The sequence below is a fragment of the Citrobacter sp. Cc139 genome, assembly GCF_030334645.1.
Classification (GTDB): Bacteria; Pseudomonadota; Gammaproteobacteria; order Enterobacterales; family Enterobacteriaceae; genus Citrobacter; species Citrobacter werkmanii.
The window spans coordinates 146,241-168,503 of sequence record NZ_JAOWDM010000082.1; the positions used below are offsets into that span (position 1 = coordinate 146,241).

At 50.6% G+C, this 22,263-nt stretch carries 19 protein-coding genes; 6 read left to right on the plus strand and 13 right to left on the minus strand.

The features are described from left to right. Positions 1 to 90: 90 nt before the first annotated feature. From cydB to OGV69_RS12940, 5 genes are all read right to left on the minus strand, one after another. Positions 91 to 1,101, minus strand: a complete 1,011-nt coding sequence (gene cydB / locus OGV69_RS12920) for a cytochrome d ubiquinol oxidase subunit II (RefSeq protein WP_069324192.1) — start codon at positions 1,099 to 1,101, stop codon at positions 91 to 93. Beyond that, a complete protein-coding gene (locus OGV69_RS12925; protein ID WP_069324191.1) occupies positions 1,101 to 2,507 on the minus strand; it encodes a cytochrome ubiquinol oxidase subunit I in 1,407 nt (468 codons plus the stop codon). The genes cydB and OGV69_RS12925 overlap by 1 nt, the downstream gene beginning before the upstream one ends. Before the next feature lie 50 nt (positions 2,508 to 2,557). Next, positions 2,558 to 3,064: a ferritin-like domain-containing protein gene (locus OGV69_RS12930; protein WP_038640433.1), complete on the minus strand. Its 507-nt coding sequence runs from the start codon at positions 3,062 to 3,064 to the stop codon at positions 2,558 to 2,560. Between the two features lie 24 nt (positions 3,065 to 3,088). Next, positions 3,089 to 3,586 carry a YciE/YciF ferroxidase family protein gene (locus tag OGV69_RS12935; protein WP_038640435.1) on the minus strand — a complete coding sequence of 166 codons (498 nt, stop codon included), beginning with the start codon at positions 3,584 to 3,586 and terminating at the stop codon, positions 3,089 to 3,091. A gap of 92 nt (positions 3,587 to 3,678) precedes the next feature. Next, complete coding sequence (locus OGV69_RS12940; RefSeq protein WP_006684659.1) at positions 3,679 to 3,864, minus strand: con-10 family general stress protein; 186 nt, start codon at positions 3,862 to 3,864, stop codon at positions 3,679 to 3,681. A gap of 484 nt (positions 3,865 to 4,348) precedes the next feature. Here OGV69_RS12940 and OGV69_RS12945 point away from each other — a divergent pair, with 484 nt between their 5' ends. Next, positions 4,349 to 5,548, plus strand: coding sequence for a zinc-dependent alcohol dehydrogenase (locus OGV69_RS12945; RefSeq protein ID WP_069324190.1), 1,200 nt, complete (start codon positions 4,349 to 4,351; stop codon positions 5,546 to 5,548). 68 nt (positions 5,549 to 5,616) lie between these two features. Here the strand turns inward: OGV69_RS12945 and OGV69_RS12950 are convergent, their stop codons facing one another. Together OGV69_RS12950 and malX are read right to left on the minus strand one after the other, a co-directional pair. Further along, positions 5,617 to 6,789, minus strand: coding sequence for a MalY/PatB family protein (locus OGV69_RS12950; protein ID WP_069324189.1), 1,173 nt, complete (start codon positions 6,787 to 6,789; stop codon positions 5,617 to 5,619). Between the two features lie 10 nt (positions 6,790 to 6,799). Continuing rightward, a complete protein-coding gene (gene malX, locus OGV69_RS12955; RefSeq protein ID WP_038640441.1) occupies positions 6,800 to 8,392 on the minus strand; it encodes a maltose/glucose-specific PTS transporter subunit IIBC in 1,593 nt (530 codons plus the stop codon). A 169-nt stretch (positions 8,393 to 8,561) separates the two neighbouring features. Between malX and OGV69_RS12960 the strand changes: the two genes are divergently transcribed. Continuing rightward, a complete protein-coding gene (locus OGV69_RS12960) occupies positions 8,562 to 9,590 on the plus strand; it encodes a Mal regulon transcriptional regulator MalI (RefSeq protein ID WP_038640443.1) in 1,029 nt (342 codons plus the stop codon). A gap of 45 nt (positions 9,591 to 9,635) precedes the next feature. Here the strand turns inward: OGV69_RS12960 and OGV69_RS12965 are convergent, their stop codons facing one another. Both OGV69_RS12965 and manA read right to left on the minus strand, forming a co-directional pair. Further along, the gene (locus tag OGV69_RS12965; protein ID WP_069324327.1) at positions 9,636 to 11,144 is read right to left on the minus strand and encodes a YdgA family protein; all 1,509 of its coding nucleotides are present in this window, start codon (positions 11,142 to 11,144) and stop codon (positions 9,636 to 9,638) included. Between the two features lie 106 nt (positions 11,145 to 11,250). Further along, the gene (gene manA, locus OGV69_RS12970; protein ID WP_069324188.1) at positions 11,251 to 12,426 is read right to left on the minus strand and encodes a mannose-6-phosphate isomerase; all 1,176 of its coding nucleotides are present in this window, start codon (positions 12,424 to 12,426) and stop codon (positions 11,251 to 11,253) included. 262 nt (positions 12,427 to 12,688) lie between these two features. Here manA and fumB point away from each other — a divergent pair, with 262 nt between their 5' ends. Further along, the gene (fumB, locus tag OGV69_RS12975) at positions 12,689 to 14,335 is read left to right on the plus strand and encodes a class I fumarate hydratase (RefSeq protein ID WP_061381392.1); all 1,647 of its coding nucleotides are present in this window, start codon (positions 12,689 to 12,691) and stop codon (positions 14,333 to 14,335) included. A gap of 140 nt (positions 14,336 to 14,475) precedes the next feature. Continuing rightward, a complete protein-coding gene (fumC, locus tag OGV69_RS12980; protein ID WP_038640450.1) occupies positions 14,476 to 15,879 on the plus strand; it encodes a class II fumarate hydratase in 1,404 nt (467 codons plus the stop codon). On the opposite strand, the gene tus is transcribed toward fumC, so the two are convergent. Together tus and rstB are read right to left on the minus strand one after the other, a co-directional pair. Continuing rightward, positions 15,876 to 16,805: a DNA replication terminus site-binding protein gene (gene tus / locus OGV69_RS12985; protein ID WP_038640452.1), complete on the minus strand. Its 930-nt coding sequence runs from the start codon at positions 16,803 to 16,805 to the stop codon at positions 15,876 to 15,878. The genes fumC and tus overlap by 4 nt on opposite strands. Positions 16,806 to 16,879: 74 nt before the next feature. Next, positions 16,880 to 18,181, minus strand: a complete 1,302-nt coding sequence (rstB, locus tag OGV69_RS12990; RefSeq protein WP_069324187.1) for a two-component system sensor histidine kinase RstB — start codon at positions 18,179 to 18,181, stop codon at positions 16,880 to 16,882. A 65-nt stretch (positions 18,182 to 18,246) separates the two neighbouring features. On the opposite strand from rstB, the gene OGV69_RS12995 reads away from it, so the two are divergent. Beyond that, positions 18,247 to 18,591, plus strand: a complete 345-nt coding sequence (locus OGV69_RS12995) for a DUF1294 domain-containing protein (RefSeq protein WP_069324186.1) — start codon at positions 18,247 to 18,249, stop codon at positions 18,589 to 18,591. A 25-nt stretch (positions 18,592 to 18,616) separates the two neighbouring features. Here the strand turns inward: OGV69_RS12995 and OGV69_RS13000 are convergent, their stop codons facing one another. Beyond that, positions 18,617 to 19,408 carry an MBL fold metallo-hydrolase gene (locus OGV69_RS13000; protein ID WP_069324185.1) on the minus strand — a complete coding sequence of 264 codons (792 nt, stop codon included), beginning with the start codon at positions 19,406 to 19,408 and terminating at the stop codon, positions 18,617 to 18,619. Between the two features lie 344 nt (positions 19,409 to 19,752). On the opposite strand from OGV69_RS13000, the gene OGV69_RS13005 reads away from it, so the two are divergent. Then, positions 19,753 to 20,781 carry a HoxN/HupN/NixA family nickel/cobalt transporter gene (locus OGV69_RS13005; RefSeq protein WP_038640460.1) on the plus strand — a complete coding sequence of 343 codons (1,029 nt, stop codon included), beginning with the start codon at positions 19,753 to 19,755 and terminating at the stop codon, positions 20,779 to 20,781. A 54-nt stretch (positions 20,782 to 20,835) separates the two neighbouring features. Here OGV69_RS13005 and OGV69_RS13010 read toward each other — a convergent pair whose 3' ends face one another. Beyond that, complete coding sequence (locus tag OGV69_RS13010; protein WP_069324184.1) at positions 20,836 to 22,176, minus strand: L-cystine transporter; 1,341 nt, start codon at positions 22,174 to 22,176, stop codon at positions 20,836 to 20,838. Positions 22,177 to 22,263: the final 87 nt, after the last annotated feature.

Here is a 22,263-nt window from a genome sequence, read left to right on the forward strand (position 1 = left end):
ATAAAGCGCGCCAACACTTTGTAAAAGGGTCACATTGTGGACATTTATTTCAGATTTTCAATGAGTCAGGCGATCGGCGCGCTATTCTGGTCAATGGTAGCCTTCTCCGTCAGATACTTTGCCGCGAAAGACATAGTAGCTCCATGCCGTATACATCAGAATGACCGGAATAATAATAAGCGTGCCAACCAGCATAAACATCTGGCTTGCAGGGGGAGCCGCCGCATCCCATAAGGTAATATGCGGCGGAATAATATAGGGCCACAGGCTGATGCCTAAGCCGCTAAAACCCAGAAAGATTAATCCCAGCGTCAGGATAAAAGGTCGTGCATGGCTGGTGTTGTCGCTGCTCAGACGCCAAATCCACAGGCTGAGTATCGTCACCAGAATGGGGACCGGCACAAACCAGTAGAAATTAGGTAGTGTGAACCAGCGCTCTGCGATGTATTGCCAGCTAAGGGGGGTCCAGATGCTGACCACGGCAATCACCGCCAGCAGAGCGAGCAGAACATGGCGCGTTAATTTACGCATCCGTTCCTGAAGCGCGCCATCGCTTTTCATTATCAGCCAGGTGGTGCCGAGTAACAGATAGGCGGCAACCAGTCCGAGTCCGCAAAACACATTAAATGGGGTCAACCAATCCAAGGCCGACCCGGCAAAGCGTCGTTCTGCTATATCGAAGCCGTTAATCACGGCGCCAACAACGATCCCCTGACTCACGGTCGCCAGCAACGAGCCGCCGGCAAATGCGTAATCCCAAAATAGCCGATGCGAAGGCGTGGCTTTAAAGCGAAACTCAAATGCCACGCCGCGAAAAATCAACCCAATTAGCATCATCGTGAGTGGAATTGCCAGTGCGTCAGCAATCACAGCATAAGCCAGAGGGAATGCGCCAAAGAGACCGGCACCACCGAGCACCAGCCAGGTTTCGTTCCCGTCCCAGACGGGGGCCACGCTGTTCACCATCACATCTCGCTCGCTGGGGGCATGTACAATGCTAAACAACATACCAATGCCCAAATCGAAACCGTCCATTACGATGTACATCAGCGTGGCAAAGACAATGATAATAAACCAGATTACGGTGATATCGATGTCCATCAGATTTTCTCCTCTTCATCCGTTACCGGTTCTGCGGCGGAAAGCGGACGCGCAGGGGTGCCATCGGTTTGTGAGGTCAGTTCACTGACCGGCTGAGGTCCTTTTTTAATCAGCCTGAATATGTAGTGATAACCCACGCCAAAGACGGTGCTATAAACGACGATAAATACCAGCAAACTGATGACCATTTGCGTTGTGCTGTGCAATGAAACGGCATCTCTCGTGCGCAAAAAGCCGTATACGACCCAGGGCTGGCGGCCAACTTCCGTGGTCACCCAGCCGGCCAGTAAGGCCAATAGTCCGGCAGGCCCCATCAAAAGCGCAAACCACTGAAATGGGCGGGAATGGTACAGGCGTTTGCGCCAACGTAACCAGACACTGCAGATACCCAGGGCGATCATCAACACGCCCATGCCAACCATGATGCGAAACGACCAAAATACAATTGCGGAGTTGGGGCGATCTTCCTTGGGAAAATCCTTCAGCGCTGGAACCTGCTTGTCCAGGCTATGGGTCAGAATCAGACTGCCCAGCGCAGGGATCGCCAGAGCGTATTTGGTGCGCTCTTCCTCCATGTCAGGCATGCCAAACAGCGTCAACGGCGTCGCCTCTCCGGGGGGATTCTCCCAGTGTCCCTCAATGGCCGCTATTTTCGCAGGCTGATGCTTAAGGGTATTGAGGCCATGCATATCTCCAACAACGGCCTGAATAGGGGCGACAATCAGAGCCATCCACAACGCCATCGAAAACATTTTACGAATGGCAGGGGTATCGTTACCGCGGAGTAAATGCCAGGCGGCAGATGCGCCAACGAACATCGCGCTACTCAGAAAAGCAGCAATCGACATATGCAATAAGCGATATGGAAATGAAGGGTTAAATATGATAGCCAGCCAATCCTGGGGAATGACATGCCCATTTTCGAGGCTAAAACCTTGAGGTGTTTGCATCCAACTGTTGGAAGCCAGGATCCAGAAGGTAGATAGCAACGTGCCCAGCGCCACCATACAGGTGGTGAAGAAATGCAGCGCTGGAGATACTTTGTTCCAGCCGAATAGCATTACGCCAAGGAAGCCCGCTTCGAGGAAAAAGGCGGTCAGGACTTCATAAAGCAGCAGTGGTCCGGTAATACTGCCGGCAAATTGCGAAAAGCCGCTCCAGTTGGTACCGAACTGATAAGCCATCACCAGGCCGGATACGACGCCCATCCCAAAATTGACGGCGAAGATTTGCAGCCAGAAATTATAGAGCGAGCGCCAGAGATTGTTTCGCGTGCGCAGCCACATCCCCTCCAGCACCACCAGATAGCTGGCCAGCCCAATCGTAATCGCGGGAAAAAGAATATGGAAAGAGACAGTGAAGGCGAACTGAAAACGGGCTAAATAAAAAGCGTCAAGTTCAGGCACGGTACAGACCCCATCCGAGGAAGCTCTGCCTGAAGCAGAGCGTAATGAGATTATTTTTTGGCTACAACGCCGTCAGCGTCAGACCGTAAGAGAAATTGTTCTGTCGTTTGCGGAATATGTTTAATCAGCCAGTCGGCCATCTCACGTTCCTCTGCCAGAATCGTTTCGATAGCGGGGATAGAGGCGGTATCACCGACCTTTTTAGCGGCGGCCAAAAGCGATGTGTAGCAGGCTATTTCAAATTGCTCGAATACATAGCCGCTAATTGCGCCTTTTACAATTTCGTCAGAAGGAAACATGCCGCCAATCGACTGACCAAAAGCCGCCATTTTACTCATTGAGTCTTTTAATACAGAGCGCGAGATATCGTTTCGATCGAGGATCTCTTCCAACAGAGTAATTTGCCGTTTTGTTTCATTAATATGTTGCTCAATTCTGGCACGCAAATCAGGATAATTATCGATACGACTCGCCATCGATTCCAGCATTGACTCCGCTTGCTTTTCCATCGCGTGCGCATCGCGTAGCCAGTCATGGTAATGTTCTAAGTGATTCATCGTAATTTCCTCGTGTCAGTATGGTTATCGTTTTTCAGCGTCTTTATTAATGTTACCAACCGCAAGATCGGTTAATTTCAGATCGGTTTGTTTCTCTTCTTCAAGCGTTTCTGCGAGGAGTTTTACGGCTTTTTTATATCCAAGTTGTTCTGCCAGCGTTGCCAGTGTGCCGTAGCTGGCAATTTCATAATGTTCCACTTTCTGTGCGGCTGCGATTAATGCCGCATCGCGTACTTCATTTTTCTCGGTGCTTTCAATAACCTCATTAGCCTCTTCAATTAAGCCTTCCATCGCCACACATTTCATGCGTTTAATCTTAATTCCCGGCTCTTGCTCAACGATTTGGTCAATTCGTTCAATTTGCCCCTGGGTTTCTTCCAGGTGGGCATTAAAGGCTTTGCTGAGTTTTTCACTTGATGCGGCTCTGGCGAGTTTGGCCAGTCCGCGCGTTAATTGTTTTTCAGCGCTATAGGTATCTGAAAGTAGGTGAATAAATACGTCTTCAATGCTTTTCATATGCATATTAATATCCTGTAGAGGTTAAAAATAACTGCGAGCCTCATACAGACCCGCAGGACACTCTTTTCATTAAAAGATGAAAATAACGCTAACTATCAGGAGTTGTCAGACTTACGGCCACCACCGTGGCTGCTTTGTCCACCTTTTTTGCCTGCTTCAGATGCGCGTTGCGGATCGTTTTTGAAGTTACCACCGCTATGTTGACCGCCTTTACGGCCCGCTTCTGATGCTTTTTCTCGGTCTTCTGCGAAGTTACCGGAACCACCACGATGCTCTGCCATATATCACCTCATATATCGGTTATGTCAGTCAGATACAAAAAATAATTTCGTATCCGTCGTTGTTCAAGGATTAAAGTTAGCGGCTATTTGTATTAAGTCAAATTTAATGTTGATAGGCGGATTAGTCCGTATTGATAATTTTCAATGGATTGCGGGAAATACCGCTTCGTTTATTATGGTTGACGTTTAATTAATAAATCGCTGTAACCGTCTGAGATTTAGAAGGAATAAAGGCATGATTGCCTGAACAGGATTATTCTTGTAAATTTTCTTAAATTATAAATAGATCGCAATAAAATCGAAGCGTTCCGCCCAGTCTTAAAATGACATTATTAAATGTCATGGTATTCATTTTGTTCTACGCTTACTACTCTTTTGGGCAAAAACAATACGGAGCGAAAACATGGTTAACCTAAATAATGAAGGAACCAGCCAAATACGATAATTTTTAACTTTTAAGATGATGACTTAAAGGAGAAAAATGATGAAAGCACTGACTTATCATGGCCCTCATCATGTTAGCGTTGATAATATGCCAGATCCCGGCATAGAAGAGCCGGATGATATCATTCTGCGTGTTACTGCGACTGCTATATGCGGTTCGGACCTGCATCTTTATCGCGGTAAGATCCCTGGAATTCATCATGGCGATATATTTGGTCATGAGTTTATGGGCGAAGTGGTTGAAACGGGATCGCAAGTGACGGCTGTAAGTAAAGGTGATCGCGTGGTGGTACCCTTCGTTATTGCCTGTGGCGAATGTTTTTTCTGTCAACTTCATCAGTATGCCGCGTGTGAAAGCACTAACAGTGGCAACGGCGCAGCGCTGAACCGCAAGAATATCACGCCACCGGCGGCACTGTTTGGCTACAGCGATCTGTACGGCGGTATTCCTGGCGGTCAGGCCGAATATGTTCGGGTACCAAAAGCGAACACAGGTCCATTCAAAGTGCCGGATACGTTGGCAGATGATAAGGTTCTTTTTCTGTCTGATATTTTACCGACGGCATGGCAGGCTGTGAAGAATGCCGACATTAAGCCAGGCTCCAGCGTTGCTATCTTTGGCGCTGGACCGGTAGGGTTATTAACAGCTGCCTGTGCTCGTCTCAACGGTGCCGAACAGATATTTATCATTGATCATAACGATTACCGCCTTGAATTTGCACGACAACGTTATGGTGCGATTCCAATTAACTTTGATAAAAACGACGATCCCGCAAAATGGATTATTGATAACACGGCAGGTCATCGTGGCGTGGATGCGGTGATTGATGCCGTCGGTTTTGAGGCAAAAGGGAGCCTCACTGAAACTGTACTCAGCACATTAAAAATTGAAGGCAGTAGCGGAAAAGCGCTCAGGCAATGCATTGCGGCAGTGCGCCGGGGAGGAATTGTCAGCGTCCCTGGCGTTTACGCCGGTTTTATCCACGGATTCATGTTTGGTGATGCCTTTGATAAGGGACTGACGTTCAAAATGGGGCAGACACATGTGCATGCTTACTTACCTGATCTGCTTAATTTGATCGAGAAGGGATTGCTTACCCCGGAAGAGATTGTGACGCACCATATGCCGCTTGAAGATGCCGCAAGAGGATATGAAATTTTTGAGAAACGGGAAGATGGGTGTCGAAAAGTTATTCTGGTACCGGGAATGAAAGCGGGATTATCCACGGTGAATGATTGAGGCTGGGTTAATGGAGGAGGCGTCAGGCTGATAAGGCGCGCAATGAGGTTTTCATTGCGCAAACCTGCTTAACGAATTGTACGGATGGCGTTAATCAATCCCTGAACGCCTTTTTCAAGTTTTGAGCGCGGGCATCCGGCATTCAGGCGCACAAAACCGCGTCCTTCTTCGCCGTAGGTGTATCCTGGCATGATGGCGACTTTCTGCTGGTGGATAAGCGCTTCCTGCAATTCGCGATCATCAATGTTGAGCGGACGCAGGTCAATCCACGCCAGATAGGTAGATTGCGGAACCTGCCAGCTCAGTTCGGGGAATGCGGCATTAAGCTCGCGTGAGACGTAATGCAGGTTGCTGGCAAGGTAATCCCGCAGTGCATTAAGCCAGCTTGCGCCCTGTTGATAGGCGGCAATATGAGCGGTCAGCGCCAGTACCGCCGGCGAGGAAAGACCATCGCGACCTTTTAATGCGCTGAGATAATCGTTACGACTTTGAGCGTCTTCAATCATCCCATAAGCCCCGGTCAGTGCCGGAATATTAAAACTTTTTGAACCGGAAGTGAGCAGCGCCCAGCTGTCACGCGCGACGTTACTCCAGGGAATATGTGGGTGATCTCCCCATACCATATCCATATGGATCTCATCGGAAATAACTTTTACACCATGGCGCTGACACAGTTCCGCCATGGTTTCCAGCTCATCACGCGTCCACACTTTACCCGTCGGATTTTGTGGGCTACAGAGCAGAAGAATTTTGCTCTCTGGACGAGACAGGGCATTCTCCAGCGCGGTCATGTCGCAGTACCAACCGTCAGTGCGTTTTTCCAGTTCGACAGCGCGCACCACGCGCTGATTACCCTCGATAGCTTTGTAAAACGCGTCGTAAGCCGGAGTGTGGATAACCACCGCATCACCCGCGGAAGACCACTGGCGAATCAGCTCTGACACCATATAGATGACCGAGGGACCATATACCAGCGACTGAGGATCGATTTTTGTATTGTGACGCGTAAGAAACCAGTGCTGAATGGCCGCCAAAAATTCATCATTTTTCCAACGGCTATAACCCAATACGCCATGGGACAGGCGCTGGGTAAGCGCCTCAAGAATGCAGGGGGCAGTGGCAAAATCCATGTCAGAGATGGTGAACGGTAGCAGATCGGCTGAGCCAAAACGGTCGGCGACGTAATCCCATTGGGTACACCAGGTGCCGTGTCTGTCCACAACCTTTGAAAAATCAAACATACTGTTGTCCTTAAGCCTGTACGGTATTCATCAGAACCGCGATTTCGTCTTTCACTGACTGGACCTGCGGACCAATAACAACCTGGAGGTTATGCTGATTGAGTTGTACTACGCCAATGGCACGATTGTCCTTCAGAGCTTGTACGTTAACAAGCGACATATCTTTTACTGACAAGCGCAGACGAGTAATGCAGTTATCCAGGCTAACAATGTTTTCCGCGCCGCCCAACGCCGCCAGAATAGCTGGCACGTTGTATCCCGATTTACCTGGCGCTCCAGCCATCACTTTTTCGATAGTGCTGGCCATTTCGACTTCGCGACCCGGTGTCTTCAGATTGAAGCGCGTGATGGCGAAGCGGAAGATAACGTAATACACCGCGAACCAGATAGCTGCGACGACAGGGACCAGATACCACTTGGTAGACAATCCATGCAGGATGCCGAACACCACGAAGTCGATCAGGTTACCGTCAGTGTTACCGATGGTAACGCCAAGCACCGCCATCACGGTGAAGCCGAGGCCGGTAAGCAAAGCATGGATCACATACAGAACCGGGGCCACGAACAGGAACAAGAACTCAAGAGGTTCGGTCGTACCACCAATTACACAGGCAATCAGACCGGAAATTAATAACCCTTTAATTTTATGACGATTCTCTGGACGTGCGCAGTGATACATCGCTAACGCTGCACCCGGTAACCCGCCGAGGAACGCTGGCATTTTACCCTGGGACAGGAAGCGGGTTGCGCTTTCAGAGAAGCCTTGGGTTGTCGGGCAACTCAATTGAGCCTGGAAAATAGTCAGTGCGCCGCTCACGCTATGACCACAGACTTCCTGCGTGCCACCGGCTTCGGTAAAGCGAATCAATGCCACCAGAATATGATGCAGGCCAAAAGGCAGCAACAGACGTTCGCCGGTGCCAAACAGCATAGGACCAAATTCACCTGCACTGTTGATGATGTGACCGAGTCCGGTAATGCCCATGGCGAAAACCGGCCAAATCAGGGGAATGACCAGACCGACCAGGCCCATCACTACCGAGGAGATGATGGGAACGAAGCGAGTGCCGCCGAAGAAGGCGAGAGCATCCGGCAGACGAATGTTATGGAAGCGTTCATGCAGCATCCAGACGATGATCCCGGCGATGACGGCGCCGAGGATCCCGGTGTCGATCGACTGGATCCCTAGAATATTTTGCACGTTGTTGGCTTTCAGGATCGCCGCATCAGTGGTGGGTAAGATACCTTTTGCGGTTAACCAGAAGTTGACGGCAAGGTTCATTACCGCGTAACCGACAAAACCAGCAAACGCCGCCACACCTTTGTTCTCGCGCGCCAGGCCAAGAGGAATGGCAATACAGAACATCACCGGTAGGAAGCTAAACGCAAATGAGCCAACCTTGCTCATCCAGGTAAAGATGGCCTGTAGCACCGGATTTCCTAACGCCGGGATTAACGTTAAGACGTCGTGGCTGCTTAACGAACTGCCGATCCCTAACATGATCCCGCAAAATGAGAGCAGAGCCACGGGCAACATAAAAGTTTTGCCCAACTGCTGGAAAAATTCCCATAACGTTATTTTTGGTGTGGTTCTCGTCGTCATTAAACGACTCCTTGTTAAATCAGGCTGGCTAATGATGGCGAGAAGATAAAACGTTTTACCTAATTTTAGTGCGGTATAAATCACATTATCGAACGATAATAGGGGGTATAAATATAAGTGATTGATAAAACGTTTTATCCGTCACGTTATCAGGGAGTTTTCTGTTTTTATGGCTATAGCCAAAAAAATAACGATCCATGATGTTGCGCTGGCTGCGGGTGTTTCGGTCAGTACCGTCTCATTGGTACTCAGTGGCAAAGGACGTATTTCATCAGCAACCGGTGAACGGGTAAATGCTGCCATTGAGCAACTGGGGTTTGTGCGTAATCGACAAGCATCAGCCCTGCGCGGTGGGCAGAGCGGGGTAGTGGGGTTGATCGTGCGCGATCTTTCTACGCCGTTTTACGCCGAGCTAACAGCGGGGCTGACGGAAGCATTAGAAGCTCAGGGGCGCATGGTCTTCTTACTGCATGGCGGTAAAGACGGCGAACAGCTGACACAGCGCTTCACCCTGTTACTTAATCAAGGGGTTGATGGCGTGGTGATCGCCGGGGCCGCAGGCAGCAGTGACGCGCTACAGCAACTGGCCGCTGAGAAAGGGATCCCGGTGGTGTTTGCGTCACGCGCCAGCTATATGGATGACGTTGACACCGTCAGACCTGATAACATGCAGGCCGCGCAACTTCTGGTTGAACAACTGATACGTCATGGGCATCAGCGCATTGCCTGGCTGGGCGGGCAAAGCTCTTCATTAACCCGGGCAGAGCGCGTCGGCGGCTATTGCGCGACATTGTTAAAGTATGGCTTGCCATTTCATAGCGACTGGGTGCTGGAGTGCTCATCCAGCCAAAAGCAGGCCGCGGAAGAGGTGACGGCGCTGTTACGCCGGAATCCCACAATCAGTGCGGTGGTGTGCTACAACGAAACCATTGCCGTAGGCGCCTGGTTTGGCCTGATGAGAGCAGGGCGACAGAGTGGTGAAACAGGCGTGGATCGCTACTTTGAACAGCAAATATCCTTGGCCGGATTTGCCGATGTGGCGGAAAGCGCGCTGGATGACATTCCCATCATTTGGGCCTGCACGCCTGCCCGTGAAATGGGATACACCCTTGCGGAACGCATGCTACAACGCATTGGCCACGATGAAAGCCATTCGCGCAATCTGACGCTTGCCGCCCGACTGGTCGTCGCGAAATAAAAAAAGCCCGATAAGCAATGTTATCGGGCCTGTCGTAAGGGATATTTACTGTTGCGGGGCAGCAGGCGCGTCTGGCTCAGCAAAGGCAGGCATACCGAACATGCCAACAAACTCATCCAGCGACATTTTCTGTCCGTTCAGTGTTACCTGACCGTTCGCATATTGCAGGCTGGAACCGATAACGTTGTCCTGCAGCGTCGTAATACGGAACATCTGACCCATCGCCGCGAGGCCATTAACCTGCTGCTTCGCCAGACCCGCCGCTTCTTCCTGCTGATATCCTTCCAGTTTGGCAATCTGCGTCATGAATTCAGTCGCCATATCGACAGGGATCGTCAGCTTAGCGTCCAGTGATTTGACGGAGCGATCCACTTCCTGGGCCAGCGTTTGCGGCTCCACGGTGTTTGCGGTCGGATCTTTCAGCAGTAGAGACAGATTAAAGGCGGTTTCACCTTTCGCATTTTTCCAGCTCAGTGGCGCAATGGTGATAACCGGTTCGCCTTTCATCAGAATCGGCAGGGCACTAAAGAAGGCTTCGGTGACTTTCTGCTGATATAGCTCCGGGTTTTGCACCACATCTACCTGTGACATCAACGCCTTGGTCTGGGCGCTATACTGCTGACTGAACTGGTGCAGGGCTTCACCATCAATCTGACCCACTTTCAGCGTCAGTTTGCCGCTACCCATATCCTGGCCCTGCAGTTTAAGGCTGTTCAGAGTGTAATCCAGCTGGCTGTTAACGGTTTTACCCTCGTTGATCAGATCGGATTTACCATCGATACCCATGCCTTCCAGAACCGCCAGCTCTTTACCCTCGACTGAAATTGACAGTTTTTCGAGTGACAACTTCTGGTCGCCAATACGCTCACCAAAGCTGGCGATACTGCTGGAACCTTCAGTTTTCAGGTTATTGAAGGTAATTTGTACCTTCTGGTTGTACTCATTGACCGCATTAACCAGACCACTTTGCGCATCGCCAGTCAGCGAAACCGCATTACCGTCTTTGTCAGCCGTAAACTGGAATTCCCCGCCGCTGAAGGCCACTTTTTCATCGCCATTCTCGTAGTTCAGCGGTTTGAGGGAGAGATCGGAGCGGGTATCGCCGCTGTAACCGATACGAGAGTTAATGATGAATGGCGTTTCACCTTTGGCAATGTCGAACAGTGGTTTGGTGACGTCGTTATTCACCAACGTTGTTTTCACCGAGGCCATGGCGGGGACCAGATTCAGCGACTTCAGCTGTGCCAGCGGGAAAGGACCGTGATCAACCGTTTCATTAAGGACGATGCTTTGCCCCGGCTTCAGCCAGGAATCTTGCTGCCCGGTGATGGGTTTAACCACCAGTTGCAGTTGGCTATTGAACACGCCGCGCTGATAGTTTTGATAACTCAGTTCAATTCCCGCCTCAGGGGAGTAGCGTTTCAACTGATTGTTTGCCTGTGTCACCATCTCGGCGAGATGCGTTTCGAGTTTTTTACCTGTGTACCAGGCGCCGCCCGTCCAGACGATACCCAGTGCAACCACTACACCCGCAGCTACCAGCGATTTTTTCATTTTGATATCCATAAAATAAAACCAGGCGTTTGAAGACGCCTGGAGGAGTGACTTGTCTTTAACTCACTACAGCTTAGCAAGAGTTGTTAAAAATATCAGTATCTTGCTACAGCTTGTTATAAACCCGAGCTAAACGGCCCTTGCCGCTGACGTTTACCGGCGATTCATTCGCACTAATAAAGGCCGACTCACCCGGCTGCAGTACCAGACGCTGCTCACCTTTGCTCAACACGGCTTCACCCTCAATGCAGAACAGAATTGCGGCGCTTTGCTGGCCGACCACTGCGCCAGTGGCCGTTAACTCGTGTAGAGAAAACGCGAAATCGTCGACCGGAATGGGGAAGTCCAGTTCGCCATCCGTTTTAACCGGTGTGGTCAGCAACCGGTTTGCAGGTTTAGCGACAAATTTAACGTTGGCGACCAGTTCCGGGATATCAATATATTTTGGCGTCAGTCCGGCGCGCAGCACGTTATCTGAGTTCGCCATCACCTCCAGCGCCACACCCTGCAGGTAGGCGTGCGGGGTTTCAGCAAACAAGAACATGGCCTCGCCGGGATTGAGTTTAACCACGTTGAGCAGCAGTGGGGAAAAGAGTCCGCTGTCGTTAGGGTAGAAGTCGGCGATCAGGCGGATGGTTTGCCAGGGTTCACCCTGCTGGCTGTTCAGCGCCGATTTCAGGATCGCCAGAGCATGGGATTTCTCCTCATCCTGCATATTCAGCAAACTGGCGAATAGATAGCTCAGACGCTCTGCACTCGGCTCCTGCAGGAAATGCGCAATAGCCGGATGCGCGGCGGAAACGGGTTGTAACAAGGCAACAATTTCGGAGAACTCACGAAATGCGTTCATTGCCAGGAAAGGCGTCAAAGCAAAAACCAGTTCTGGTTTGTGGTTAGGATCTTTGTAGTTACGCTCGGCGGCATCCATTGGGATCCCGGCGGCGTTTTCTTTGGCAAACCCGATTTCAGAATTGTGCTTGTTAGGATGAACCTGAATCGAAAGGGGTTGCGCGGCGCAGAGCACTTTAAACAGGAAGGGCAGTTCACCAAAGCGTTTGGCAACGGCATCACCTAATAGCGCGGATTTATTGTGTTCAATAACGTCGCGCAAAGCAACCGTCTGACCATCAGCGCTCTGAACCTGCGAACTGCTTTTTGGGTGCGCCCCCATCCAAAGTTCAGCCATCGGTTGCTGAGTTGGGTTGGCAATCCCATAAAGTTCCGTTAACGCAGTTTTACTTCCCCAGGCGTAGTTCTGCACTGAGTTGATGAGTTTTTGCATTCTCAAGCCCTGTTTGAATGTGGAATTTTCTCTGGCTATTAAACCAAGAAACCCTGAGGGAAGTAACCTGCGCATGTAAAAAGTCGTACTTGTCTCAGTTTTTGTTAAAAAATTGTGTAGGATATGGTGACTCGCTTTTAATACCCTGAGTATTTCCGGTTGCAGAAAGCCTTGCCTTCTCCAACCCGACTTACGGCAGGGAAGCAGGGCAATGGAACATCTGCCCAGAGAATAACCAGACCTAGCAGTAAGTGAGAGCACAATGTCAAACAAACCCTTTCATTATCAGCATCCTTTCCCGCTTAAAAAGGATGATACCGAATACTATCTGCTGACCAGCGACTATGTCTCCGTTGCCGAATTCGAAGGGCAGGAGGTTATTAAAGTCGCGCCGCAAGCGCTAACCCTGCTGGCTCGTCAGGCTTTTCATGATGCGTCGTTTATGCTGCGTCCTGCACATCAGCAGCAGGTTGCTGATATCCTGCGTGACCCTGAGGCCAGCGAAAACGACAAATATGTGGCCCTGCAATTCCTGCGTAACTCCGACATCGCGGCGAAAGGTATTTTGCCGACCTGTCAGGATACCGGCACAGCGATAATCGTGGGTAAAAAAGGTCAGCGTGTCTGGACCGGCGGCGGAGATGAAGCGGCACTGGCACGAGGGGTCTATAACACCTACATCGAAGACAACCTGCGCTATTCACAAAACGCCGCGCTGGATATGTATAAAGAAGTGAACACTGGCACTAACCTGCCGGCGCAGATCGATCTGTATACCGTTGACGGCGATGAATACAAATTCTTGTGTATTGCTAAAGGCGGTGGTTCGGCAAACAAAACCTATCTGTACCAGGAAACCAAAGCGCTGCTCACGCCGGGCAAATTAAAAAATTACCTGGTCGAGAAGATGCGTACGCTGGGAACAGCGGCTTGTCCGCCGTATCATATCGCGTTTGTGATTGGTGGAACGTCGGCGGAAGCGACGCTGAAAACCGTCAAGTTGGCTTCGGCGAAATACTACGACGAACTGCCGACCGAAGGTAACGAGCATGGTCAGGCATTCCGCGATGTGGAGCTGGAAAAAGAGCTGTTGATAGAAGCGCAGAATTTGGGGCTGGGCGCGCAGTTCGGCGGGAAGTACTTCGCTCATGATATCCGCGTGATCCGTCTGCCGCGTCACGGCGCGTCGTGTCCGGTTGGCATGGGCGTTTCTTGCTCAGCCGATCGAAATATCAAAGCTAAGATCAACCGTGAAGGCATTTGGATCGAAAAACTGGAGCATAATCCGGGTAAATACATACCAGAAGAGCTGCGTCAGGCAGGCGAAGGCGAAGCGGTGCGCGTTGACCTCAATCGGCCGATGAAAGAGATCCTGGCCCAGTTGTCGCAGTACCCGGTGTCCACGCGTCTGTCGCTCAACGGAACCATTATTGTTGGTCGTGATATTGCGCATGCGAAACTGAAAGAACGTCTGGATAACGGTGAAAGTTTGCCGCAATATGTTAAAGATCACCCGATCTATTACGCCGGTCCGGCAAAAACGCCGGAAGGCTATGCCTCTGGTTCACTTGGCCCAACTACAGCCGGACGTATGGACTCATATGTCGACCAGCTTCAGGCCGCGGGCGGCAGTATGATCATGCTGGCGAAAGGCAACCGCAGCCAGCAGGTGACCGATGCCTGCCATAAGCACGGCGGCTTCTACTTAGGTAGCATTGGCGGCCCCGCAGCGGTGCTTGCCCAGGGCAGTATCAAGAGTCTGGAATGCGTGGAATATCCTGAACTGGGGATGGAAGCCATCTGGAAAATTGAAGTGGAAGATTTCCCGGCGTTTATCCTGGTGGATGACAAAGGTAATGATTTCTTCAAGCAAATTCAGACGTCGCAGTGCGCACGCTGCGTTAAGTAACGTCAGCCGCCCTTAGGGGCGGTTTTTTTTCCGCACGAACCACCAAACGACAGTTTAATCCTCGTTAATACTGATAAGACCAATGCAAGTGGGCAATGTCGAAACATAACCTAATCAATTCTTAATGTAAGGAGCAGGTAATGGTAACGGTACGCCGCGAGAATGATTCAATGGGCGCAATTGATGTTCCTGCCGATAAGCTTTGGGGGGCGCAAACCCAACGTTCGCTGGAGCATTTTCGTATCTCTACGGAGAAAATGCCGGTCTTGCTGATCCATGCGCTGGCGCTGACGAAACGGGCGGCTGCCAAGGTTAATTTAGATCTCGGGCTGCTGGCGGAAGATAAAGCCACCGCGATTATGCAGGCCGCAGATGAGGTATTGGCGGACAAACATCGGGATGAGTTTCCGTTGGCCATTTGGCAGACGGGGTCCGGCACGCAAAGCAATATGAATATGAATGAGGTGCTGGCAAACCGTGCCAGCGAATTGCTGGGCGGCGTGCGGGGAATGGAGCGAAAAGTTCACCCCAACGATGATGTTAATAAAAGCCAAAGCTCGAATGATGTCTTTCCAACAGCGATGCATGTTGCCGCGCTGCTGGCGCTGCGCAAATCACTGATCCCGCAATTAACGGTGTTGACCAAAACGCTCAGTGATAAATCCCACGCGTTTGCCGATATCGTCAAAATTGGCCGGACGCATCTGCAAGATGCGACCCCGCTTACGCTTGGGCAGGAAATTTCCGGCTGGGTGGCAATGCTCGAACATAACCTCAGACACATTGAAAACAGTTTACCCCATGTGGCGGAACTGGCGTTGGGGGGAACGGCGGTGGGAACTGGACTGAACACCCATCCTGAATATGCGCGTCGGGTCGCGGATGAGTTGAAGGTCATTACCTGCGCGCCGTTTGTTACTGCACCGAATAAATTTGAAGCACTGGCGACCTGCGATGCGTTGGTTCACGCCCACGGAGCGCTCAAGGGGCTGGCGGCGTCACTGATGAAAATCGCCAACGATGTGCGTTGGCTGGCATCCGGTCCGCGCTGTGGTATTGGTGAAATTTCAATTCCTGAAAACGAACCGGGTAGCTCCATTATGCCGGGTAAAGTCAATCCGACTCAGTGTGAGGCGCTGACCATGCTTTGTTGCCAGGTGATGGGCAATGATGTTGCCATTAATATGGGCGGGGCGTCAGGTAACTTTGAGCTTAACGTTTATCGACCGATGGTCATTCACAACTTCCTGCAATCAGTGCGTTTGCTGGCGGACGGGATGGAAAGCTTTAACGAGCATTGCGCGACGGGTATTGAACCCAATCGTGAGCGAATCGACCAGTTACTCAACGAGTCGCTGATGCTGGTTACCGCACTCAATACCCATATCGGTTACGACAAAGCCGCTGAGATAGCCAAAAAGGCGCACAAGGAAGGGCTGACGTTAAAAGCATCAGCCCTGGCGCTGGGATATTTAACCGAAGCGGAGTTCGACAGTTGGGTACGACCGGAACTGATGGTTGGCAGCATGCGACCGGGCAGTTAATCAGCAACGTACAGGTGCAGTCGGGGAATAATCAATCTCAACGGCTGCGCCTGAGGTTTAAAACGATGCTGAACGTTGTCGGCATCGTAATTCAGTAACTCGCCGATATCGGGTACGGTCATACCGTTGTTGTTGTTGATTAGCGCAATCAGCGGCGTCGGGCAGGCGTATTGCACCTGTTTTTGCTCTCCTTTGTACCAGACGCGGGCGATGGGCTGCACTTTCACCGGTCTTTTAATCTTCAGTTTTGCCTGCTGTGGCAGGGCTGCGATGTCCTGATATTCCCGCTCCAGCTTCGCCTGCCACTCTTCACGCGTCCATGGATGTACGCTGCGCGGCGACGTCAGACTCTTTTCCAGTTGCTGCAGGACTTCATCGCGTTTCAGGTTTTTAATGATGTGTTTGTTAGCCCAGCCAAAGCGCAGGGTGGCGGGTTCTTTCACCAGCGTGAGCGTACGATAGGCATTCAACGTAATCAGTCCTGGCAGGTGGCGATGCACCCATTCGAAACGTGCCGCCGGCGCCAGTCCCGATTCCACCGTGACAATGCGCTCAAACGTCGTTTTCAACTGGTTAATACGCTGAATTTGTTCTTCCAGAGCGCGCTGCGCCGCGTTATCCACCTGATAGCACAACACGCCAGGAAGACGGACGGCCGCTTTGCTGCTGCGGTTCTCAGATTGCTGCTGAATAAACAGATGGCGATAGTGACGCAGTGCCAGCGATTCAGCCTCTTTGCCTAAATGTTGTTTTACATCGATGCTCTGCAAAGGGGCATGTTCTGCCTCCTTGACGACTTCTGGTAGCGAGAACACGCGCGCAATCAGCAGTGTCTGCTGCAACAAATTTTCGCTCAGAAGCGCCAGTTCCTGTTCCATCTGGCGGAAGGTGCTGTTCAGACGGTCAACGAGATCGTAACGGGCCATGTGTTTTACCATTTTAGTTACAACATACTTTTTTATAGCACAACATTTGCCGCCTGACCACCGAGCGGCATGGGTCAGGCAGAGGGAAATTCAGGAATGTTATGCCAGACGGGCCAACTGAAAGAAAAACGAGCCCCGCCCAGTTCACTTTCATCGCAAACGACCGTACCGCCCATAGCCAATGCGATCGAGTGGACGATGGCTAACCCAAGTCCGCAACCACCGGTCGCCCGGTCACGACTGGGATCGAGGCGTACAAATGGCTCAAAAACTTGTTCACGCGCCGCAGGTGCGATACCCGGACCGTCGTCTTCCACGATCAGTGTCGCCTGGTTGCCGTCCAGCTGCAGACTGGCTTGTACCGTCGACTGGCAATAGCGCAGGGCGTTATTCAGCAGATTATCCAGCACACGCTCCATCAGGCGCATATCCAGCGCGCCGTAGTCGCCACTCTGAAGATGGCGTAGCCGCACCTCATGGTCAGGATTGACGCTTTGCACATCCTCAAGATGGGTTGTCAGCCAAAGGGGCAGGTCGGGTACGCTAAGCTTCAATTCATTTTGTGGGCGATCCAACCGGGCGTAGGTCAGTAACTCTTCGATCAACGCTTCCAACTGGCCGATATCACGATTCAGTGCCTGAGATTCATGCTCGGTGAGGTTCTCACTCATCTCCAGTCGGTAACGTAAGCGTACCAGTGGAGTCCGAAGCTCATGGGCAATACCATCAATAAGCTGTTTTTTACTGGCGATCAGCGCATTGATATTGTCCGCCATCTGGTTAAACGCCACACCAAGACGCTCAAAACTGGAACCGTTATCAAAATGGAGGCGTTCGCCCAGATGTCCCTCACCAAAACGTTGTGCTGCGGCTTCCAGTCGGAGCATTTCCTGCCAGTGGGGGCGCATCCAGATAAACACCGGGAAGGCCAGCGAAATGGCAATGAACGCCATCAGCGCGATGTCCAGCAAGCGCATTTGATGCAGAAAATAGAGATAGGGTACCGGGCCGACGGCCAGCACGTAATGGCTGCGCGGGATTCGTTGAATAAAAGTGTACTGATCGTCAAGCGCGACAATATCGCCTTCGCGCAGGCGCTGCATGGTTGGGGCATCCAGCGTGTATTTATTCAGCGGTTCAACGCGCAGATCAAAAGAGAGGTTCAAATCCATCTCCTTTAGCGTCTTACCCCAGTCACGTGGTGGGATCTCGCGCAGTTCACTGCGCATCAGGTACAACGAGCTTTTCATTAAATCGTCGAGCGACTGTCTGCCCGCGCGTTCTGCGGTGAATTTGTATACAAGGCCGACCAGCAAGGTCATCACCAGAAAGCAGACAAACAGCAGGAGATAAAACTGTACAAACAGCTTCTTCATATAAAATCACCGAATACGCAATATAATGCGTACTGATACTCTCAAAATTGTTGTGATATAAAAATATGAATTTCAATCGTTGTTGTTATTTGCTACTCATTTTCGCAGCAACAGGCTGTATTTTCACCGCACATCCCGTGGTTATGTGGCTAATAGTTGCCAATATACTGACGATGGTGCTATACGGCGTCGACAAAATGGCCGCTCGTAAGGCCTGGCGCAGGGTGCCTGAGTCTACTTTGCTGATGTTTGGTGTTGTTGGCGGGTGGGGGGGCGCGATAGCGGGTCAACAAATTTTCCGCCATAAAACACAAAAGCAGCCATTCAAAACCTATTTTATTATTAGCGTGATAGTCAGTCTCTCGCTGATGGGGGCGGTTTATCAGTTCTATCCATTTTCATCTTCCTGAGTGAGGGAGAGAGTAAACGGCCCGTTTATCTAAGGCAGGAAATATACTTTTCGCCTGAACGGCGTACGATTTCATCGGCATTGTCCTTAATATCTTTTCCCTCAAATGCGCCGTAGAGTTGTTTAAATTTTACCGTACTCAGGCGGTGAGTGATGTCGCTGACCGTTGCGGCTGGCAGCGGCAGCATATTGGGGTAACTCCACATAAAGGAGACGGCATGCGTTCCTGGTGTGACCTGAACGATGTCGCCGGAAAGCACCAGGCCTTCATTTCGTGCCCAGTGCAAAACACAGCCACCGGAAAAGTGTCCCCCCAGTCGTATCACACTGACGTCCTGGGCGAGTTCAAGGGTGTCGCCTTGCCAAAATCTAATCCACGGGCTGTCGCGCATCACCCACTCGCTATCACTGGCATGGAGGTAAATCGGAGCATTAAATTCTGCAGCCCAGTCCTGCATCGTTGTGTAGTAGTGAGGGTGTGATATCGCAATAGCCTTAAGCCCGCCCAGAGACGATATTAGCATTTTCGTGGCATCATCGAGCGTAGCAATACAGTCCCACAGAATATTGCCCCCGGGAGTACGTAGAATAAATGCCCGCTGGTTAATCGCAAAATCCGGAACGGTGCGGATGCTGAGAAGATCGCCGTTGTGTTGTTGCCACTTATTTGTATGTGAAGCACAAAGGGCGGAAAAATCGATCCATTTCTGCCCTGTCGCGGGGACATACTGGCGTTCATCATTACAGATAGCGCAATGTTGTGGATGAGAATCCGTTTTCTCATAGGATGTCCCGCAGGCTTTGCATAAAACAATCATCGCGTTTCCTCATTTAACAACCACAATCAGCATGGCACACGGAGACATAAGAATGTGCCCGTTAGTGCTCTGGCCCATAATCTTCTGCGGAATGCTTCAATGCCTGATTCTTGATTTCGGAGTTAAAGCCGGTTTTTGTAAGAGGGGGGACAACGCGACTATATACCCCTGTGCGTAGCGGAGTGAGCGATGGCGGAACTCGCATCAGTGGTAATCAACTTTGATCTATGACACTGGGTTGGTAATTCTTAAGAGTTATCATTAGCCTGGTAAACGTTTTATTAATCAATCAGTGAACGGCGGTGTAGTGTGTTGTTTAGCGCAAATTTGACAGGCTGGAAACAATGAACGCATTGTTTTCAATATTAAAAAAACGCCCAAACATTATTTCGTTGATGGTTTTACTCATCGGGGCAAACATTGTGGCGTGGCTGTGGGCTTTTACCGCGTTTAGCAACAACACGTCGTTACTGGCGCTGTGTCTAATCGCGTGGTGCTATGGTTTGCGCCATGCCGTGGATGCCGACCATATTGCTGCTATAGATAGCGCGACGCGCAAACTGATGCAGCAGAAAAAACGCGCCCTGACGACGGGAGCCTGGTTTTCCCTTGGTCACTCCACCATTGTGGTGCTGGCAAGCATTGGCATTGCGCTGACCACCAGCGTTTTTAAGCAGCATATGACCTGGTTTCAGAATGTCGGCGGTCTTATCGGTACCACGGTCTCTGCCGCATTTCTGCTGATTCTGGCCACTATCAATCTCATTATCTTCTGCCATGTCTGGAAGGCTTTTCGCCATCTTAAACGCACCGGTACTTACGCTGGCAACACGGAAAATATTACGGTTTCAGGTCCTTTGAACTGGATTTTTCGCTCAGCTTTCCGCCTGGTAGGTAAAGACTGGCATATGTATTTTGTCGGTTTTCTGTTTGGTCTGGGTTTTGATACCGCCACTGAAATTTCTCTGCTGGGTATTTCCGCTTCAAGCGCGTCCAGTGGCATGTCGGTCTGGTCAATATTAGTTTTCCCGGCGCTGTTTACCTGCGGGATGGCGCTGATTGATTGCCTTGACAGCATCCTGATGGTTGAGGCCTATGGATGGGCGTTTAATAAGCCGCAGCGCAAGCTTTATTACAATATGACCATCACCGGAACCTCGGTGATTGTTGCGCTATTTATCGGTGGACTGGAGGCGTTGGGACTTCTCTCTGACGCATTTTCACTCCAGGGAGGATTATGGGATACCGTCAGCAATTTGAGTGACCATATGGGCAATGTCGGCTTTGTGATTATTGGCGTTTTTATCTGTTGCTGGATTATTTCTGCCGTGAATTACCGTTGGAAAAAATACGACGGACTGACATTCAGTTGACACAAAAGAAAGCCTTCCGTTTACAGGAAGGCTTAGTTCTTACTGGAAGGCTGGTTAATTCGCGTTCACGCGTTGCGGTTCTTCTGCTCTTTTTTTCAGGAGTCTGTTAGCCAGTACGCCTGACATCATCGAACCATTCACGTTGAGTGCCGTTCTGGCCATATCAACGACAGGCTCGATAGCAATGAAAATCCCCACCAGCGCGACAGGGAAGTTCAGCGTTGAAAGGACGATCAGCGCAGCAAATGTTCCGCCGCCACCAACGCCCGCCACTCCGATGGAACCCAGCGCAATCGCAGGTAGCATGGCGAGCAAAAAATGCACCGATAGCGGGTCAATGCCAATTGTTGGCGCAATCATCGCCACCATAATAGCCGGATAGATCCCGGCGCAGCCGTTTTGACCCATGCTGGAGCCGAATGAGGCCGCAATATTGGCAATGGTGTTTTGCACGCCAAACTTTTCCTGCGCGGTAATAGCCAGTGGAATGGATGCCGCACTGCTGCGTGACACAAAGGCAAAGGTTAATACTGGCCAGACGGTTTTAAAATAGTGAACCGGATTATTGCCACTCAGCACCAGTATTAGCGCGTGGACGATAAACATCATCAGAATGGCAAGGTAACAGGCTGCAATAAAGCCTAACAGACTGGCAAATTGTTCAAGTCGATACGCGGAAAATACGCCTGCCATTAATGCCATCACGCCATAAGGGGTGAGGGCAATAACGATACGTACCATCTTCATCACCCAAATCTGGATGGCGTTAATGCCGGCACTTAATTTTTCACCTTCTTGCGGGGCGTCTTGTTTGACCTTTAATAATGCCACGCCGGCAAGTAGCGTGAAGATAACAATGCCTATGACGGAAACACTTCTGGCCCCGGTTAGATCGAGGAAAATGTTCGTGGGGATCAGGGAGGTCATCAGTTTTGGTAGTGAAATGGCGGCAGTTTTACTCACATCATCCGCCGTCAGCGTGGACTGCATATGAACAAATGCGCTGGCGTCCAGACCTAATACATGCGCAGTCAGTAGCCCAATAAACCCGGCAATCATTACCAGGCAGAGCATGCATCCGACGATGGTTAACGACATTTTCCCAATGCCTGCACTATTTTCGAGCTTATTAATGGCTGAGAGAATAGAGATGAAAATCAGCGGAACCGCAACCAGCTTTAGTAAATTCACATAGCCATTGCCGATAACGTTATACCAACCGATCACTGTTTTACTGTCGTCGGCAGCAATGAGATGCAGGGATAAGCCGATAACGGCACCAAGAAAAATAGCGATGAAGACACTTTTTGAAAGAGAGTGACTTTTTTGGTTGATTCTGAAAATTGCCCATGAACAAACCAAAAAGAACGCGATATACGCGAGCGTAACGAACATATTGTAGCCTCTTGCCTCATTCAGCACCTGAAATGCCGGAAAGAGTTTTGTTATTGCGAAATAAACCTGAACCATAAGGTTCAGGAC

Bases quoted from the DNA above. Each gene is read 5' to 3' on its own strand.
- cydB (WP_069324192.1), bottom strand. From the start codon at position 1,101: ATGGACATCGATATCACCGTAATCTGGTTTATTATCATTGTCTTTGCC.
- OGV69_RS12930 (WP_038640433.1), bottom strand. From the start codon at position 3,064: ATGAATCACTTAGAACATTACCATGACTGGCTACGCGATGCGCACGCG.
- OGV69_RS12935 (WP_038640435.1), bottom strand. From the start codon at position 3,586: ATGCATATGAAAAGCATTGAAGACGTATTTATTCACCTACTTTCAGAT.
- OGV69_RS12940 (WP_006684659.1), bottom strand. From the start codon at position 3,864: ATGGCAGAGCATCGTGGTGGTTCCGGTAACTTCGCAGAAGACCGAGAA.
- OGV69_RS12945 (WP_069324190.1), top strand. From the start codon at position 4,349: ATGAAAGCACTGACTTATCATGGCCCTCATCATGTTAGCGTTGATAAT.
- OGV69_RS12950 (WP_069324189.1), bottom strand. From the start codon at position 6,789: ATGTTTGATTTTTCAAAGGTTGTGGACAGACACGGCACCTGGTGTACC.
- malX (WP_038640441.1), bottom strand. From the start codon at position 8,392: ATGACGACGAGAACCACACCAAAAATAACGTTATGGGAATTTTTCCAG.
- OGV69_RS12960 (WP_038640443.1), top strand. From the start codon at position 8,562: ATGGCTATAGCCAAAAAAATAACGATCCATGATGTTGCGCTGGCTGCG.
- OGV69_RS12965 (WP_069324327.1), bottom strand. From the start codon at position 11,144: ATGAAAAAATCGCTGGTAGCTGCGGGTGTAGTGGTTGCACTGGGTATC.
- manA (WP_069324188.1), bottom strand. From the start codon at position 12,426: ATGCAAAAACTCATCAACTCAGTGCAGAACTACGCCTGGGGAAGTAAA.
- fumB (WP_061381392.1), top strand. From the start codon at position 12,689: ATGTCAAACAAACCCTTTCATTATCAGCATCCTTTCCCGCTTAAAAAG.
- fumC (WP_038640450.1), top strand. From the start codon at position 14,476: ATGGTAACGGTACGCCGCGAGAATGATTCAATGGGCGCAATTGATGTT.
- tus (WP_038640452.1), bottom strand. From the start codon at position 16,805: ATGGCCCGTTACGATCTCGTTGACCGTCTGAACAGCACCTTCCGCCAG.
- rstB (WP_069324187.1), bottom strand. From the start codon at position 18,181: ATGAAGAAGCTGTTTGTACAGTTTTATCTCCTGCTGTTTGTCTGCTTT.
- OGV69_RS12995 (WP_069324186.1), top strand. From the start codon at position 18,247: ATGAATTTCAATCGTTGTTGTTATTTGCTACTCATTTTCGCAGCAACA.
- OGV69_RS13000 (WP_069324185.1), bottom strand. From the start codon at position 19,408: ATGATTGTTTTATGCAAAGCCTGCGGGACATCCTATGAGAAAACGGAT.
- OGV69_RS13005 (WP_038640460.1), top strand. From the start codon at position 19,753: ATGAACGCATTGTTTTCAATATTAAAAAAACGCCCAAACATTATTTCG.
- OGV69_RS13010 (WP_069324184.1), bottom strand. From the start codon at position 22,176: ATGTTCGTTACGCTCGCGTATATCGCGTTCTTTTTGGTTTGTTCATGG.